The organism is Pseudoalteromonas sp. SG43-5 (genome assembly GCF_014164345.1).
Lineage (GTDB): Bacteria > Pseudomonadota > Gammaproteobacteria > Enterobacterales > Alteromonadaceae > Pseudoalteromonas > Pseudoalteromonas distincta.
In genome coordinates this window covers 51,843-68,210 of the sequence record NZ_JACJFA010000006.1, presented here as the reverse complement: position 1 = coordinate 68,210, position 16,368 = coordinate 51,843, and the positions used below count along the sequence as shown (strand labels likewise).

At 37.9% G+C, this 16,368-nt stretch carries 14 protein-coding genes; 13 read left to right on the top strand and 1 reads right to left on the bottom strand.

The window, feature by feature from the left end; all coding sequences use genetic code 11:
• The 12 genes from prmC (at nt 1) to H5161_RS08355 (ending at nt 12,953) form a co-directional block, all read left to right on the top strand.
• A complete protein-coding gene (gene prmC, locus H5161_RS08410; RefSeq protein WP_154903383.1) occupies nt 1-840 on the top strand; it encodes a peptide chain release factor N(5)-glutamine methyltransferase in 840 nt (279 codons plus the stop codon).
• Between the two features lie 54 nt (nt 841-894).
• Nucleotides 895-2,439 carry a response regulator gene (locus H5161_RS08405; RefSeq protein ID WP_024595292.1) on the top strand — a complete coding sequence of 515 codons (1,545 nt, stop codon included), beginning with the start codon at nt 895-897 and terminating at the stop codon, nt 2,437-2,439.
• A gap of 29 nt (nt 2,440-2,468) precedes the next feature.
• Complete coding sequence (locus H5161_RS08400; protein WP_024605422.1) at nt 2,469-2,843, top strand: SirB2 family protein; 375 nt, start codon at nt 2,469-2,471, stop codon at nt 2,841-2,843.
• 149 nt (nt 2,844-2,992) lie between these two features.
• Complete coding sequence (locus tag H5161_RS08395; RefSeq protein WP_002958558.1) at nt 2,993-3,820, top strand: tetratricopeptide repeat protein; 828 nt, start codon at nt 2,993-2,995, stop codon at nt 3,818-3,820.
• Nucleotides 3,821-3,834: 14 nt separating this feature from the next.
• Nucleotides 3,835-5,088, top strand: coding sequence for a DUF819 domain-containing protein (locus H5161_RS08390; protein ID WP_154903384.1), 1,254 nt, complete (start codon nt 3,835-3,837; stop codon nt 5,086-5,088).
• A gap of 9 nt (nt 5,089-5,097) precedes the next feature.
• Nucleotides 5,098-5,952, top strand: coding sequence for a 3-deoxy-8-phosphooctulonate synthase (gene kdsA, locus H5161_RS08385; protein ID WP_002958560.1), 855 nt, complete (start codon nt 5,098-5,100; stop codon nt 5,950-5,952).
• A gap of 121 nt (nt 5,953-6,073) precedes the next feature.
• Nucleotides 6,074-6,976, top strand: coding sequence for a transcriptional regulator GcvA (locus H5161_RS08380; RefSeq protein ID WP_002958561.1), 903 nt, complete (start codon nt 6,074-6,076; stop codon nt 6,974-6,976).
• 2 nt (nt 6,977-6,978) lie between these two features.
• Nucleotides 6,979-7,614 (top strand): alpha/beta family hydrolase, encoded by a 636-nt coding sequence (locus H5161_RS08375; RefSeq protein WP_182769085.1) that lies wholly within the window; start codon nt 6,979-6,981, stop codon nt 7,612-7,614.
• Between the two features lie 19 nt (nt 7,615-7,633).
• Nucleotides 7,634-8,002 (top strand): DUF423 domain-containing protein, encoded by a 369-nt coding sequence (locus tag H5161_RS08370; protein WP_024595287.1) that lies wholly within the window; start codon nt 7,634-7,636, stop codon nt 8,000-8,002.
• A gap of 17 nt (nt 8,003-8,019) precedes the next feature.
• A complete protein-coding gene (rlmM, locus tag H5161_RS08365; RefSeq protein WP_182769084.1) occupies nt 8,020-9,105 on the top strand; it encodes a 23S rRNA (cytidine(2498)-2'-O)-methyltransferase RlmM in 1,086 nt (361 codons plus the stop codon).
• A gap of 16 nt (nt 9,106-9,121) precedes the next feature.
• Entirely contained in the window at nt 9,122-12,430 is a 3,309-nt protein-coding gene (locus H5161_RS08360; protein WP_182769083.1) for a PKD domain-containing protein, read from the top strand.
• Nucleotide 12,431: 1 nt separating this feature from the next.
• Entirely contained in the window at nt 12,432-12,953 is a 522-nt protein-coding gene (locus tag H5161_RS08355) for a hypothetical protein (RefSeq protein ID WP_024605426.1), read from the top strand.
• 73 nt (nt 12,954-13,026) lie between these two features.
• Here the strand turns inward: H5161_RS08355 and cysZ are convergent, their stop codons facing one another.
• Nucleotides 13,027-13,737, bottom strand: a complete 711-nt coding sequence (gene cysZ / locus H5161_RS08350) for a sulfate transporter CysZ (RefSeq protein WP_182671383.1) — start codon at nt 13,735-13,737, stop codon at nt 13,027-13,029.
• Between the two features lie 310 nt (nt 13,738-14,047).
• Here cysZ and H5161_RS08345 point away from each other — a divergent pair, with 310 nt between their 5' ends.
• Nucleotides 14,048-16,300, top strand: coding sequence for an EAL domain-containing protein (locus tag H5161_RS08345; RefSeq protein WP_182769082.1), 2,253 nt, complete (start codon nt 14,048-14,050; stop codon nt 16,298-16,300).
• The last annotated feature ends 68 nt before the right edge of the window (nt 16,301-16,368 follow it).

The window sequence follows — 16,368 nt, the reverse complement described above, 5'->3', positions numbered from 1 at the left end:
GTGGCTCACACTCTTGAACAAGCAATTGCTGCAGGTGCTGACTTATTAGCACTTAGCAGCGAAAGTGCTAAATTAGATGCACAAGTTTTACTTCTTCATATACTTCAAAAACCTCGCAGTTACCTTTTTACTTGGCCAGAACATGCGCTTAGTGATGAGCAACAATCGCAGTTTAATGTATTTATCCAAAGACGTTTAAAAGGTGAGCCCGTAGCCCATATAACTGGGCTGCGTGAATTTTGGAGCTTATCGCTTGAAGTTAACGCAACGACCCTAATACCTCGACCAGATACTGAAACATTAGTCGAGCAAGCACTTGAAATAGCGCTACCCGCTACAGCAAAGGTGCTTGATTTAGGCACTGGTACTGGTGCAATAGCGTTGGCACTGGGTAGTGAAATGCCTAATTGGCAAATTACGGCAGTAGATAGAGTAAGCGATGCAGTTGCACTTGCTACACGTAACCAGCAGCGATTAGCGATTAATAATGTACATGTTAAACAAAGTAACTGGTTTAGTGAGTTGCATGGCGAAAAATTCAATTTAATTGTCACTAACCCTCCTTATATAGAAAGTAGTGATATACATTTAAATCAGGGTGATGTGCGCTTTGAGCCTTTATCGGCATTAGTGGCTGATGATTGCGGAATGTCTGATATTAAACAAATAATTACACAATCACGTGACTATTTGTCATCTAATGGCTATCTTTTAATAGAACACGGTTTTGAGCAAGGTGAAGCTGTTCGTCATTTTTTTGAAAAAATGGCGTTTGTTAATATTAAAACAGTGAAAGACCTTGGTAACAATGACCGTGTAACACTTGCACTGTGGCCCTAGAGAATAATAATTGCCTACTAGTGCGTTAAATAATGCCATGAAGGAATTTCGACTATGATGGGTGATTTTTTATTTTCAGATGAACCAGAAGAAACAATCGATGAGATTGAACACGGTACCTGGAAAGTATTAATCGTTGATGATGAACCTGAAGTTCATGCTGTTACAAAACTAGCACTGAGTGATTTTGAATTTCAAAATAAACGCTTAGAGTTTATTAGTGCTTACTCAGGTGCTGAAGCGAAAGAGCTCATAAAAGAGCATCCAGATGCCGCTATTGTGCTACTTGACGTGGTAATGGAAACCGACGACGCTGGTTTGCAGGTTGCTAAGTTTATTCGTGAAGAAGCTAAAAATAATCATATACGGATTATTTTAAGAACAGGCCAACCTGGCCAGGCACCTGAACGTCAAGTCATTATTAATTATGATATTAACGATTACAAATCGAAAACGGAGCTAACGGCTCAAAAATTATTTACTGTTATTATGTCGAGCCTACGCTCGTATCGGGATATTATTTCGATTGAGCAATCACGCGAAGGGCTTGAGAAAATAATTATAGCGTCTCGTGATATTTTTTCTGCGCATTCAATAGAGCACTTTATTGAAGGCGTTATGCAGCAATTAACATCTTTATTGGGTATTGCTGATCAAGCTATGTATGCCACCACTTTAGTTGCACAAAACCCAGAACATGAAAAAAATAAAAAACTAATAGTTTGCTCTGGCACTGGCGATTTTGAAAAAAGTGAAGGTAAAGAGCTTGATGAGGTATTACAAGCTGAGCAGTTAAGTGCGTGTCATCAGGCGCTTAATGATAAAAGTATTATTTATAAAGATAATTACTTATTTGCGTACTGCAGTAGTGAGTACAATCATAACTCAATGCTGTTCATATCAGGTGTCCCAAAGGATTTAACGGATACTCAGCGTCATTTAATCAAAATATTTTCTCAAAATGTGCAACTTGCCTTTGAAAATGTGCAGCTTCAGTCTGAAATAGAAGCGACACAACAAGAGCTTGTTTATAGGTTAAGTGAAGCAGTAGAGCAGCGCTCAACCGAGACAGGTAATCATGTTAAACGTGTAGCACATATTTGTCATATTTTAGCTGAGGGCTATGGTTTATCTAAACATGATGCAGATTTAGTAAGGTTGGCGTCTCCTCTTCATGATGTAGGTAAAGTGGGTATTCCTGATGCGATTTTAAACAAACCAGCAAAGTTAGAACCTCAAGAATGGGAAGTGATGAAAACCCATACTGATAAAGGCTATACTATTTTAAAAGACTCTCCCCATGAAATTGTGAGTACAGGTGCAATTATTGCAAAAGAGCATCATGAAAAATGGGATGGGTCTGGTTACCCACAAGGTCTAAGCGGAAACGCAATTAATGTATTTGGTCGCATAGTCGCACTTGCTGATGTATACGATGCACTTCGCCATAAACGGTGTTATAAAGAGCCTTGGACATTACAAAATGTGGTTGATGAAATTAATGCTGAAAAAGGCACACATTTTGAACCAAAAATGGTTGAAGTATTTAACGAAAAGCTTGATGAGTTAGAGGCGGTTCTTAGCCGTTTTCCTGATTAAATTTTTATAAAACAGAAGTACAGGGGCATATGGATTATTTAGCAGTAAAGCACTCGCACATGGCAATTGCGATGTTAAGTGTAATATTATTTTATGTTCGCGCTTTTTCGCGAATGGGCAGTGGTAAATTAGCAAAAAATAAAGCGGTAATGATTGGTAGTCACAGTATAGATACTTTATTATTAGTGTCTGCACTTACGCTTATATTTATGGCTAAAATTAATCCGTTTGAACAATATTGGCTATTAGAAAAAATAGTTTTAGTGGTTATATATATTGGTATTGGGGCTAAAAGCGCCCGACAAACAAAAATGGCGGCTAAAGTTGCTTACGTTTTAGTTAACACTGCTGTTATTTTAGCGATAGGTTATTTAGCGACGTCTAAATCAGCTTTTTTGCTTTAAGTAATATCTGACTATTTGAGCTTTATAGTTGTTTTGTAAAGCTCAAATACAACTCCCTCTCAGAAAATATTCAAATACACCTCTATATTGGTATATAGCTTTAAAGTTAGGTAAACTACGCCTTCGTTTTCTAAAATGTTGCAGTATTAATGACTACCCTCGGGTTTGACGAACACGATGAATCTTATCTTGATGATGCTTACGATGAATTTACACCTCCAGCGATTTACCGCTGTATTAAAGCAGAGTCAAAGTGGGACCCTCAGATAGATTTAACACCATGTTATGAAACTTTAACTGACTTTGAACAGCAAATTTCAGCGCTGTGTTTAAAAGTGAGTGATGAGCACGATCGCCTCGAAAAATTATTAGATATGTTTTACAGTGATTGGCTATTTAGTGCATCAGGTTTAAAAGTGCCTGAATATAAATTAAATACATTAAGCTATACGCTTTCTATGCGCAGTGGTTCACCTACAACACTGGCAATTATACTTTGTCATTTTTTACAACAAGCTAACTGTGACGCGAACCTTAGTCTTACCCAAGGTGATGTTGGTGTACATGTGGCGATTAGTGATGAAGAAGGCTACATAATTGAGCCAAGCAGTGGACAACAAAGTTGGTATATTATCCCTGAAAACGCAGATGAAGATGATGGTCAAGAGCAAGAGCCACTAGAACTGATTTTTGATGACGAAGTATATAAGTTATTTTTAGCTCAGCAAAAATGGTCTTTCATTAGCGAAAATAAATTTGGTCATGCTTTAACCTGTGTAGAGATGCTAATGGAGTTAATAGGCGACGACCCGTATGAGAGACGCGACAGAGGTTACTTATTAAATCAGCTCGGTTGCCCTAAAATGGCACGTGATGATTTACAGTTTTTTGTAGATGAGTGTCCGGACGATCCTGCAATAGAGATTATTCAACACCAAATAGAAGAACTAGAAGATAATAATAAAACGCACCATTAAGAATAGGAATAATTATGGTTGAAACTCAAAGCGCATTAATTACAAATGATGCCGTTGTGCTTGGTTTGCTTGCTATTATTTTGGGGGTTATTTTTAAAACCTCAAACAGTGAGCGTCCAGCTTTAAAACGATTTTATAAATACGTACCTGCTTTATTGCTGTGTTACTTTTTACCTTCGTTATTAAATACCTTTGGTATTGTAGATGGTAATAAATCTAATGTTTATTATGTGGCTTCGCGCTACTTACTACCTGCCTGTTTAATACTACTTACCATTAGTATTGATTTAAAAGCGATTATTAACTTAGGCCCTAAAGCACTTATTATGTTTTTAGTGGGTACTTTAGGCATTGTTATTGGTGGGCCATTAGCTATTTTAGTGGTGAGCGCATTTGACCCAAGTATTGTTGGTGGGCATGGCCCAGATGCCGTATGGCGCGGTATGACAACTGTTGCAGGTAGCTGGATTGGCGGCGGTGCTAACCAAGCATCAATGAAAGAAATGTTTGAAGTTGGTGGTGATATATTTTCTGTAATGATTACAGTCGATGTAATTGTCGCTAATATTTGGATGGCTGTTTTATTGTTAATGGCAGCAAATCATAAAAAGATTGATGCAGCGACGGGTGCTGATACAAGCGCAATTGAAGACTTGAAAAAGCGTGTGGAAGAATATCACGCAGAACATGCACGCATTCCGACTCTTAATGATTACATGACGCTGATTGCAATTGCATTTGGTATAACTGGCTTAGCACACTTTTGCGCTGACTTTTTGGGGCCGTACTTTGGCACTACTTATGAATGGGCAAAAGAATACAGCTTAAACAGTAAATTCTTTTGGCTAATTGTTATATCAACAACGATTGGCATAGGCTTATCGTTTACTAAAGTGAGGCAAATAGAAGCGTTTGGCGCTTCAAAAGTAGCTTCTAGCTTTTTATATATTTTGGTTGCATCGATTGGCTTACACATGAATGTAACCGCTATTTTCAATAACCCTGGGCTATTTTTAGTGGGTGCAATTTGGATGTTAGTGCATGCAAGCATTATGTTAATTGTGGCTAAACTGATTAAAGCACCGTTATTTTATATGGCAGTGGGTTCTCAGGCTAATGTGGGCGGCGCAGCGTCAGCACCTGTTGTAGCATCAGCGTTTCATCCGTCATTAGCGCCTGTTGGTGTCTTGTTAGCTGTACTAGGCTACGGTGTGGGTACTTATATGGCTTATATTTGTGGATTAATGATGCAAGCAGTTGCACCTTAAGGAATTTAAATGAAAGACCAAATTATTAAAATTAATGAAATTGAACTTGCAAACAACAAACCGTTTGTATTGTTTGGTGGTATTAACGTATTAGAATCTCGCGATTTAGCAATGCGTGTTGCAGAGCATTACGTAGAAGTTACGACGAAACTAAATATTCCTTATGTATTTAAGGCCTCATTTGATAAAGCTAATCGCTCTTCAATCAATTCGTACCGTGGTCCAGGTATGGAAGAAGGTTTAAAAATATTCGAAGAAATTAAAAACACGTTTAAAATTCCACTAATTACTGACGTACATGAACCGCATCAGGCTGCACCTGTTGCAGAAGTTGTTGATGTAATTCAGTTACCTGCTTTTTTGGCGCGTCAAACAGATTTAGTTGTGGCGATGGCTAAAACAGGTGCAATTATTAATGTGAAAAAACCACAGTTTTTAGCGCCACATGAAATGCGTCATATCATTACTAAATTTAATGAAGCTGGTAATAACAACGTAGCTCTTTGTGAGCGTGGTTCTAGCTTTGGTTACAACAACCTTGTGGTTGATATGCTGGGTATGGATGACATGAAGGCAATGGCACCTGTTATTTTTGATGCAACACACGCGCTACAACGCCCTGGTGGACGAGCTGACTCTGCTGATGGTCGTCGTGCACAAGCTGCAGAGCTTGCGCGCAGTGGTATGGCGTTGGGTATTGCTGGTTTATTTATCGAAGCGCATCCAAATCCTAACGAAGCTAAATGTGATGGCCCATGTGCGCTAGCGCTTAGCAAGTTAGAAGGCTACTTAACGCAAATGAAAGCGGTTGATGATTTAATTAAAAGTTTTGCTCCACTTGATACAAGTGCAAGCGATTTATAATTAAGCATGATTTTTATTAAAAAGCGACTCAGGTCGCTTTTATTATGCCTTTAATATACACAAACTTATATGATGTATATAATCTCACGCATAAGAAAAACTAATTCTAAGCTTGGTTATTATGTCAAGACGGGTACCTCCATTAAACGCATTAAAAGCCTTTGAAGCGGCTGCACGCCATTTAAGCTTTACAAAAGCTGCAGAAGAGCTTTATGTAACGCAGGCGGCAGTAAGTCATCAAATAAAAACTCTTGAAGAGCATTTAGGGCTGAAGTTGTTTTTACGTAAAAACCGCTCTTTATTATTAACTGAAGAAGGCCAAGGCTATTTTTTAGATATTAAAGAGATTTTTACTCAGCTTATTGATGCAACTGAAAAGCTATTAGCTCGTGGCGCTAAGGGCTCACTAACGGTAAGCCTAACCCCTAGTTTTGCTATTCAGTGGTTAGTGCCTCGTTTGAGTTTGTTTAATGAGTTACATCCAGAGATAGATGTTCGAATAAAAGCACAAGACCAAGATGAAAACTCACTCACTGATGACGTAGATATTGCTATTTATTATGGAAGGGGTCATTGGAATGGCGTACAAGCGTACAAGCTTCATACCGAATATTTAGTACCACTTTGTAGTCCTATGTTATTAAGCGGATTAAAGCCGCTTGATCAACCTAGTGATTTAGCGCATCACACACTATTACACGACACTACACGTAAAAACTGGAAAACGTGGATGAAAACCGCAGGCGTGCGTAACATCCAGGTAAATCAAGGGCCTATATTTAGCCACTCCTCTATGGTGTTACAAGCAGCTGTACATGGACAAGGTGTGGCAATCGGCAATAGTGTATTAGCTAAACCCGACATAGACGCAGGGCGTTTGGTAATTCCGTTTAATCATAGCCTAGAGAGTAAAAATGCGTATTACTTAGTGCTTCGTGAGTCGCAAACAGAGCTTGGTAAAATAGTTTCGTTTAAAGAGTGGATGCTGAGCTTAGTAGAGCATGAGCAAGAACATGAGTATTAATAATGATTGAATGGTTTAAAAGCACGGAGCAACCTGCAATAGCACAGTTTATATTTGCACATGGCGCAGGTGCTGGTAGCGATTCTGACTTTATGCAGCACATGGCAAAATTAATAAGCGAGCAGGGTGTTGATGTTGGTTTATTTGATTTTGAATATATGCAAATCGCTAAAAAAACTAATAAACGCAGGCCTCCTGAGCGAGCACCAAAGTTACTTATTTATTATGAACGAGTGCTAACGAATGCGCAGCCAGATTTACCGTTGTTTATAGGCGGTAAATCGATGGGCGGTCGCATGGCATCAATGCTTGCATGTAGCACAGAGCAAAGCCTTTCAGGTGTTATAGCATTTGGTTATCCATTTCATCCGCCGGGTAAGCCAGAAAAATTACGCACCGATCATTTTGCTGATATTGTTTGCCCTTTTTTAGTATTACAGGGCGAGCGAGATACATTTGGTACACGTGAAGAACTTCTTACTATGAAAATGCCAAAGCAGCCTTTGTTTACTTGGCTGAGTGATGGCGATCACTCATTAAAACCACGTAAAAAAAGTGGCGTAACTGAACTGCAAAATAGAGAAACAGCAGCGTTAAGTGCTGTTGAATTTATTAAGCAACAAATTGAGATACGTTAAGACTCGAGCAGGGGGTTAGATGATTAAATTATTTTTAATGACCGGTAGTATTTTTTGTATGCTTTCGGTGATGTTAGGTGCATTTGCTGCCCATGGTTTAAAAAGCCGCTTATCGGAGTATTCATTAGGCGTTTTTAAAACGGCTGCTGAGTATCAAATGGTACATGGACTTGCACTTATTGCGGTGGCTATTTTAATTAAATGGGGCATAAACCTGAGTTGGGCTGGTGGCTTTTTTATAATGGGCACACTACTTTTTAGTGGTAGTTTATATTTACTCGCTCTAACAGGAATGAAGTGGCTTGGGCCTATAACACCGCTTGGTGGGTTGTGCTTTATTATTGGTTGGATTGTTATTTTAGTGCAAGTTGCACGATTTAAGTTTTAAAGAGTTTAAGGGTTAATATGTCTAGTGTTGTGATTTTTTGTCGTAGTGGTTTTGAAAACGATGCCGCTGCTGAAATAACGTTTCATGCTGCAGAGCAAGGTTTTGCAGGGTATGTAAAAGCAAAACCAAATACAGGTTATGTTGTTTACGAATGTTTTGAAGCGCATCACAGCGATGAAATAATCAAAAAAGTTGATTTTAAAAACATGGTGTTTGCACGTCAATGGTTTGCCGGCACATTACTTGAAAACATGCCAGTAGAGGACCGTGTGAGCGCAGTAGTTGAAGCTGCTAAAGATTTTACATTGTGCTCAGAACTGCGCGTTGAAACGCCAGACACAAACGAAGGCAAAGAGCTTTTAACGTTCTGTAAAAAAATCTCAACACCGCTTAAAAAAGCCCTCGAAAAACAAAATACTGTACTACGTGAGCCAAAAGCAAATCGCCCAGTAATGCATGTCATGTTTTTAACAAACAATACGGCTTATGTTGGTTACTCGTATAGCTTTAATAATTCTCCATTTTTCATGGGTATTTTGCGCCTTCGTATGCCAAGCGATGCACCGAGTCGCTCAACGTTAAAACTCGATGAAGCATTTAACGTATTTATACCTGAGCAACAACGCGAGTCACGCGTAGCTGCCGGTATGCGCAGTGTTGATTTAGGTGCATGCCCTGGTGGTTGGACTTATCAGCTTGTACGCCGTGGTATGTTTGTAAGTGCGATTGATAACGGCCCAATGAATGACGATTTAATGCAAACTGGGCAAGTTAAACATTTTAGAGCCGACGGTTTTAAATATCGCCCAGAAAAAAGAAATATTACTTGGTTAGTGTGCGATATGGTGGAAAAACCGACCAAAGTGACTACGCTAATGATTGACTGGGCAGTAAATGCATACGCAAAAGAGTTTATATTTAACTTAAAGCTGCCTATGAAAAAACGCTTTGATAGTGTTTATGAATGTCTTTCGATGATCAGAAAAGAGCTTGAGAAACAATGTATCAATTACGAGTTGCAAGCTAAACATCTATATCATGATCGTGAGGAAATAACCGTTCATTTAAACGTTACTAAGGTGCCACAAAATTTGTATAGTTAATATGTAGAGGCTAAAAGTGGTAAAAAACAATATTAATAAATGGCTAAATTTACTTTTTTTATCACTTTTAATCACAGGCTGTGGCGGGGGAGGCGAAAGTAGTGATACAACTACGGCCCCTGGTAACGCTGCGCCCAGTGTTACGCTTTCGGTTAGCAGTAACGTTATTACTTCTAATCAATCATTTACTATTACAGCGCTTGCAAGTGATAGCGACGGACAAATTGCCAGCTATCAATGGCAACAACTTAGCGGGCCTGAGTTTACGTTTACCTCTAACGGTAACACGCTTACAGCCACTGCACCTAGTGTAACAACCGATACGACCTTTAGCTTTTCGGTTACAGTTACTGACAACTCAGGTGCTACTGCACAACAAGTTTTTTCAGGCACTATCACCTCTCAAAATAATGCTCCTACAGTTAATATAACAGGCCCAAGTAGTGCACTTGCCAGCACACAAGTTAGTTTAGTTGCTAACGCTCAAGATACAGATGGCACTATAAGTAATATTAATTGGATTCAGTCTGCTGGGGACAATGTTGAGTTTTCACAAACTGATGGAGTCCTTAGTTTTACCGCCCCTAATGTATCTGAAAATACAACACTAGGTTTTAGCGTAACCGTAACTGACAATGCAGGTAAAAGCGCTCAAGCGAGTAAAACGGTTTTAATTAATCAAGTAAATAGCGCGCCAACAGTCATTGTTACAGGCCCTGAAGAAGCTGAAAAAGGTGACAGTGTAACCTTAGTTGCAGATGCACAAGACAGCGATGGTAGTATTAATAGCATAACTTGGCAGCAAATAAGTGGTCCTGTAGTTGAACTTACTCAAACACAAACAAGCATTAGTTTTAATGCGCCCACTGTTGCACAAAATACCAATGTTACATTTGTGGTTACTGTAACCGATGACGATAACGCTACAAATAGCGCTCAAAAAACAGTTGTAGTATTAGCACCAAACAATCCACCAACTGCAGATGATGTAAGTATTAGCGTGCAATATAATCAAGCCACAGAATTTAGTTTAGTAGTTAGCGATGCTGATAACGATACGGTTCAGATTGATTTTGGTGATGATTTAAATGGTGCACAAATTAGTGTTATTGATGCACAAGCCTTACTTTTTAGCTACACGCCTCCTGCAAACAGTATTACTTCACAAAGCTATACGTTAACTGCGTCTGATTCAAAAGACACAACCGAATTTACCCTGAATATTACTGTGGTTGATTCAACGCCCGCTACAATTAGTAATGTAACACCCCAAAGTAATAATGACCCAGTTCTTGTAGATAGCCCTGTTAGTATTACATTTTCAGATATTATGCTAACGAGCACTTTAGCAGTTAATTCTAGTAGTGGTGTTTGTACAGGAAGCGTACAAGTGTCGGCAGATAATTTTACTACTTGCTTGGCCTTAAATATTGAAAGTTTGTCGGGTACTACTAGTGACACAAGTACTTATTTTCATACTGTAAATGTAAGCGCAAGCTTTAATGAAGATACCCAATATATTGTCCGTGTTACAGCTGATTTAACTAATTTTGATGATACGGCCATTGAAACGCAAACCGCTACTTCTTTTACTACCTCTAGCCAAGATATAAAAATAACTGAAGTTTCTTCTGTGCAATTTAGTAACGACTTACCTTGGATTGAAATTTATAACGGCACAGGGGCTGCTGTAAACTTACAGAGTTACTCGCTTAAAACCCGCAGTATTAATATGATTAATAGCTCGACTAGTGCAGAGACAACTTTTTCACTGCCCAATAAAGAGCTTGAAAATGGTGAGTACCTTATTTTACAAAGCAAGTTTGGAGATGATTTTTTAGTCAGTGCATCAGTTAACAACCCTAAAATAGCGCTTGTGGGTAATGCTAGTGATGAAATTAGACCTTATTGGTACATAAACGGTTTTGTAGAATTACTTAATAGTGCAGGTACACAAACAATCGACTTTGTAAAATTTGGTAACTCAGTACAAGAACCAGTAACGCCATCACAATGGCAAGGTGGTAACGCAGAGCAAATCAACTCCGAGCAAGGAGGCAGCTTAAAGCGCGAGCTTAATGCGACAGACACTAATCAAAGTACTGATTGGAGTTATTCTGTGTTTAACACACCCGCTGGGCCAAACAATATAAATTGCACAATAGATGATGATGAGGATGGTATTCCTGATTGCGCTGAGCAACAGGGTACAACATTCGCGGGTTTACCACTTTATGAGTGGGGGGCGCGTACCTCACAAAAAGATATATTTATTGAAGTTGATTATATGGACAGCACTGATGTAGGTATTACTCCACATCGAATCGCACTTGAAAAAGTAGCCACTGTTTTTGCAGAAAAAGGCTATACAGTCCACTTTGACGTAGGTGATTTGTTTGATCAAAATACAAATACAGCACCGCAAAACTTTGATTTAGGTGGCGGAAATCTTGTCCCTTTTAACAGCTATACCCCGTTTGAATACGATTTAAGTAGCCCTAATTTATTTGCTTATAAAATGGAATTTAGCGATATAACTCGCAGGCCCATTTTCCATTATTTATTAATGGCAAGTAGTGGTAACGAAGACGGTAGTATTAGTGGGTCGGGTATTGCTGAGATAAGCGGTAATGATTTAATGGTAACTATGGGAGGCTGGGGTTTAACGCTTGATACGCAAGTAGCAACCAATGTAACTTATAATTATCAAGCATCAACAATATTTCATGAGTTAGGTCATAACTTAGGTTTATACCATGGCGGTGATGAGGAGGTTAATTTTAAGCCTAACCACCTCAGCTCCATGAATTATTTATATCAATTAGCGGGTTTATCAACAATAGGTAATAACGAAGGCGATCGTTACTATGAGCGTTTTTACCCAGGCAATGCTAGTTGCGATATTGCACCAAATACTAATAGTCATTTAGGCTCTACGGATGATTTTATTATTGATTATTCAAATGGTAGTTCAGCAGATTTAAATGAAAGCACCATACTTGAAATACAGGGGTTAAATAGAAATAGCTCACTACCAGTTGATTTTAATTGTAATGCAATTTACACCGAAAGCTTAACCAGCTTTGATACTAACCAAGATAATACAATATCAATACTGAGTGATGTAGATGAGTGGAGCATGCTTAATTTACAGTTTTATATGCAAAGTGCAGGTAATCGATTTGGCGTGCCAAATACAAATAACAGTAAGGTGCATAATTTACAAAGCTCGCCTACTAATATTGAAACGCTGCCCAGTTATATAAAAGAAGCACAGCCTAGTAGTGCAATTATTGCTGAGTTAAAAGCAATTAAAGAGCAATAGTATGAAGCCAATGCTAAGCACTAAGTTTATTATCTTGAGTAGTTTTTTTAGCTTACTAATAGCGTGTAGCGATACTAACAATGCACGTGAGTGGTTACTAAAAAATGATAATTTGTATTATAAAAATACAGCTGTTGACTGGCGAATTGAATCAGTAAAGGACTGTAATACATGCGTTATAAGCCAAGATGTTGTTTATCAGCCTGAAGGTATTAGTCGTTATAATACGTTAATGCAGAGTCAGAATTGGGTCGCGGTACATGAACTAAGTAAAATCAATGTCATTCGTTTAAAGATGCCAGACCAAACACCTTATTTATACGTAGAGCGTGTAAAAGGTCAAATACTAAAGCTGTTTGATCAGCAGCAAAACTACAGTATAAAAATTGGTGAAGTTACAGCCGTTAATATTAATAATCAGCGCTTTAGTATTTTGATTAAAAAATTTGAAGAAGTAGATAAACAAAGCGATGCATTACCAAGGCGTGCATCGCTTGAGTTTATTGCTTTAAAAATAGATTAAAAAAAGCACCTTAGGTGCTTTTTAATCTAGAATGCGGTGTCCTTCGAATATTGAAAAGTCAGCAACCTTTTAATTAACTGCGATATTTTGGACGATAGTTATCTACCCATAAACGTGTTGCACCGCACACTGCGACTGGCATAACTATTAAGTTTATAAAAGGGATAGCAGTTAACAACATAACAGCAAAACCAAATCCGTATGACAAACCTTGCTTAGATTTTAAATCGTCTTTCATTTGCTTAAAGTCAATTTTATGATTATCAAACGCATAGTCTTCGTATTGAACTGCGTACATCCAACAAGTAAATAACACCCATAGTATTTGACCAATGACCGGTAAAACCCATAACAATATAAAAAAGCCAATTGCGCGAGGAAGGTAGTAGCATAGTTTTGTCCACTCACGGGCAAGCATGCGAGGTATATCTTTAACTAGTTCGGCAAAGCCGTCATCGTTAATTTTTTGACCTGTTAGGTAAAGCTCAACTTTTTCACTCAAGAGCGCATTGAAAGGGGCTGCAATAAAATTAGTGATAACTGTAAAGAGCATACTATAGCTAAACAAAACAACTAATACGGCAATAGGCCACATTAGCCACTCTAACCAGCTTAACCACTCGGGGAGCATGTTGTTTATGTAGCTAAAACTATCACTTAACCAGCCAACTAAAAAAAACAGCGAGCTACCAAACAGCAAAATATTAATCAATAGCGGAATAAGGACAAAACGCTTTAGCCCTTTTTGGCTAATTAATTTAAACCCCGAAAAAAAGTATTCCATACCTTGTGTGATCTGCACTGTAACCTCAAAAAATATTTACCATTACTTATAGTATAAATAGCTTAAAAATTTTGAACAGTACTTTTAAGTAACAAAGTGTTAGCTTTAATATTGTGGTTTTGTTTATATAGTAACAATAGGTGTTCAGTAATATGCAACTATGATTATTTAAGACAGGCCCGATTATTTTTTGCCAATAAAATAAAAAACTTACTAATCATGACTATACTGAACTTTACTGCGTAAGAAAAAAGCGCTTGATTAAAGCTTTTGTTGTTTCAATGTGTATAAATAATACGGGTAAAGGAAAATGGGTACGGATAGGTTAAAAAAGTTATTATCTCACCAGCAAGGCATTTTATCTAAAATTGCATTAGGGGTACCTTTAACTGAGGTGCTTACTGAAATTTGTTCATCAATCGAGCAGATTATTGATGATGAATCCGCTAGGTGTTCAATCTTATCAGTTAAAGGCCAGCAGCTTTTTCATTGCGCAGCTCCTAATATTCATCCAGAGTACTGTAGTTTGCTTAATGGAGTCTATATAGGGCCAAAAGTGGGCTCATGTGGTACTACTGCATTTTCGAAATCGCGCACTATTGTTGAAAATATCGAAACTTCACCGCTGTGGGAGGACTTTAAAGACTTAGCACTAAAGTTTGGTCTTAAGTCATGTTGGTCAACGCCTATTTTTTCAACTCAAGCCGATTTATTAGGCACCTTTGCTATCTATCACAGCACTCCTAAATCACCATCAAAGCAAGATTTAGAGTTAATCGATTTTTTTGTGCACTTTTCTAGTATCGCTCTTGAAAAAAGTAACGAATTTAACAAAGCAAAACAGCTTCTCGCGAATTTACAGCAAAGTAATGAAAAGTTTAAAGCCTTCACTAAGGTAATGCCCGATCTCATTCTTATTTTAAGTGAAGAGGGAATTTATACCGATGTGTATGGTACTTCTAATGAGTTACTGCTTGATTCAAGCAAGGACCTTATTGGTCAAAGTGTTAAGGATCTGCTCTCCCAAGACGATTCACAAATGATAATGGACGTTATTAAAAAAACACTCTCGACTAACGAGACGCAAATTTTTGAATATGAATTAGCTGTACCAAAGGGCAATATAGTTTTTGAAGGCAGGGCTGCTGCATTAGATCATTACCACCCCAATAGTCCTACAAAAAGGCACGTAGTATGGATGGCCAGAGATATTTCAATAAAGAAAAAGGCCGAACAAGAAGTACATAAGCTTGCCTTTTACGACCCATTAACGAATCTTCCAAATAGAAGAATGCTTAGCGACAAATTAAGCATGTGTGTGGAGAGTGTTAAGCGTGATAAAAATATAGGGGCGTTATTATTTTTAGACCTAGATAATTTTAAGCGTATTAATGATTCACTTGGGCACAGTGCGGGTGATGAAGCACTTGTGGAATTATCAAAAAGGTTAAGCGCAATAATAAAAGGCTCTGATACGTTGGCCAGAGCGGGTGGCGATGAGTTTATTATTTTACTAAAACACGTTGGAGAAAATGCACAGCAGGCGAGCATCGAGTGCAAAATAGTAGCCAAAGAGATTCAAAGAGCTTTTCATGATAAATTTGAAGTGGGCAACCTTGCATTTCAAGTAAGCTGCAGCATAGGTATTTGTCTAATTGATAGCGTAAATGCGCAGGCAGGCAATATATTAAAATTTGCAGACACGGCTATGTATCGTTCTAAAAATAAAGGGGGGAATAGCAGTAGCTTTTACGATCCAGCCTTACAAACACTGCTTGAAAAACAAACTGAACTAGAAACCGATATAGTCAGAGCGATTGCATCTGATGAGTTTTGTGCTTATTTTCAGCCTCAGATAAATACGTATGGTGATGTTATTGGTGCTGAAGCACTCATTAGGTGGAACCATCCTCAAAAAGGGTTAATAGCGGCAAACGAATTTATACCAATTGCAGAGCAATACGGGCTTATTCAAAAACTACAAAATATTGTTTTACATGATATATGTATTTTAATAAACGAACTTAAAGCAGATAACATAATAGACGACTCGTTTAGTGTTTCAATTAATATTAGTCAAAGCCAGTTTAATTCATCAAATTTAAAAGGAGAGCTGTTTAGCACTATCAATAAATTTGATATTCGGGCACAGCAAATTAAGTTAGAAATAACTGAGTCAATGCTCTCAAGCGATATAGATTATACAATTAGGCAAATGAAAGAACTCATTGCCGCTGGCTTTTTATTTTCGATTGATGATTTCGGAACCGGTTACTCCTGCTTAGCGTACTTAAGTGCGTTTCCTGTTAAAGAATTAAAAATAGATAAAAGCTTTATTGATAAAATTTTAGATAGCACGGTTGGCTTTAATATTGCGCAAACAATTATCAGCCTAGGAAAAAGCTTAAACTTAGAGGTAGTTGCTGAGGGCGTAGAAACAACAGAACAATATGACTTACTTAAAAAAATGAATATTGACGCCATGCAAGGCTACTTAATTGCAAGGCCGATGGATAAAGAAGGCTATGCAAAATGGCATAGCGCTAATACTAATGCGCAATAATACTTGAACACTACTATTTATTAATTAGTAATAATTTAGCAAAATTTACACACTTGCTAGGCCACTTT

What these genes read in the sequence shown, in the direction of transcription:
- H5161_RS08405 (WP_024595292.1), top strand. Translation starts at nt 895, where the DNA reads ATGATGGGTGATTTTTTATTTTCAGATGAACCAGAAGAAACAATCGAT.
- H5161_RS08400 (WP_024605422.1), top strand. Translation starts at nt 2,469, where the DNA reads ATGGATTATTTAGCAGTAAAGCACTCGCACATGGCAATTGCGATGTTA.
- H5161_RS08395 (WP_002958558.1), top strand. Translation starts at nt 2,993, where the DNA reads ATGACTACCCTCGGGTTTGACGAACACGATGAATCTTATCTTGATGAT.
- H5161_RS08390 (WP_154903384.1), top strand. Translation starts at nt 3,835, where the DNA reads ATGGTTGAAACTCAAAGCGCATTAATTACAAATGATGCCGTTGTGCTT.
- kdsA (WP_002958560.1), top strand. Translation starts at nt 5,098, where the DNA reads ATGAAAGACCAAATTATTAAAATTAATGAAATTGAACTTGCAAACAAC.
- H5161_RS08380 (WP_002958561.1), top strand. Translation starts at nt 6,074, where the DNA reads ATGTCAAGACGGGTACCTCCATTAAACGCATTAAAAGCCTTTGAAGCG.
- H5161_RS08375 (WP_182769085.1), top strand. Translation starts at nt 6,979, where the DNA reads ATGATTGAATGGTTTAAAAGCACGGAGCAACCTGCAATAGCACAGTTT.
- H5161_RS08370 (WP_024595287.1), top strand. Translation starts at nt 7,634, where the DNA reads ATGATTAAATTATTTTTAATGACCGGTAGTATTTTTTGTATGCTTTCG.
- rlmM (WP_182769084.1), top strand. Translation starts at nt 8,020, where the DNA reads ATGTCTAGTGTTGTGATTTTTTGTCGTAGTGGTTTTGAAAACGATGCC.
- H5161_RS08355 (WP_024605426.1), top strand. Translation starts at nt 12,432, where the DNA reads ATGAAGCCAATGCTAAGCACTAAGTTTATTATCTTGAGTAGTTTTTTT.
- cysZ (WP_182671383.1), bottom strand. Translation starts at nt 13,737, where the DNA reads ATGGAATACTTTTTTTCGGGGTTTAAATTAATTAGCCAAAAAGGGCTA.
- H5161_RS08345 (WP_182769082.1), top strand. Translation starts at nt 14,048, where the DNA reads ATGGGTACGGATAGGTTAAAAAAGTTATTATCTCACCAGCAAGGCATT.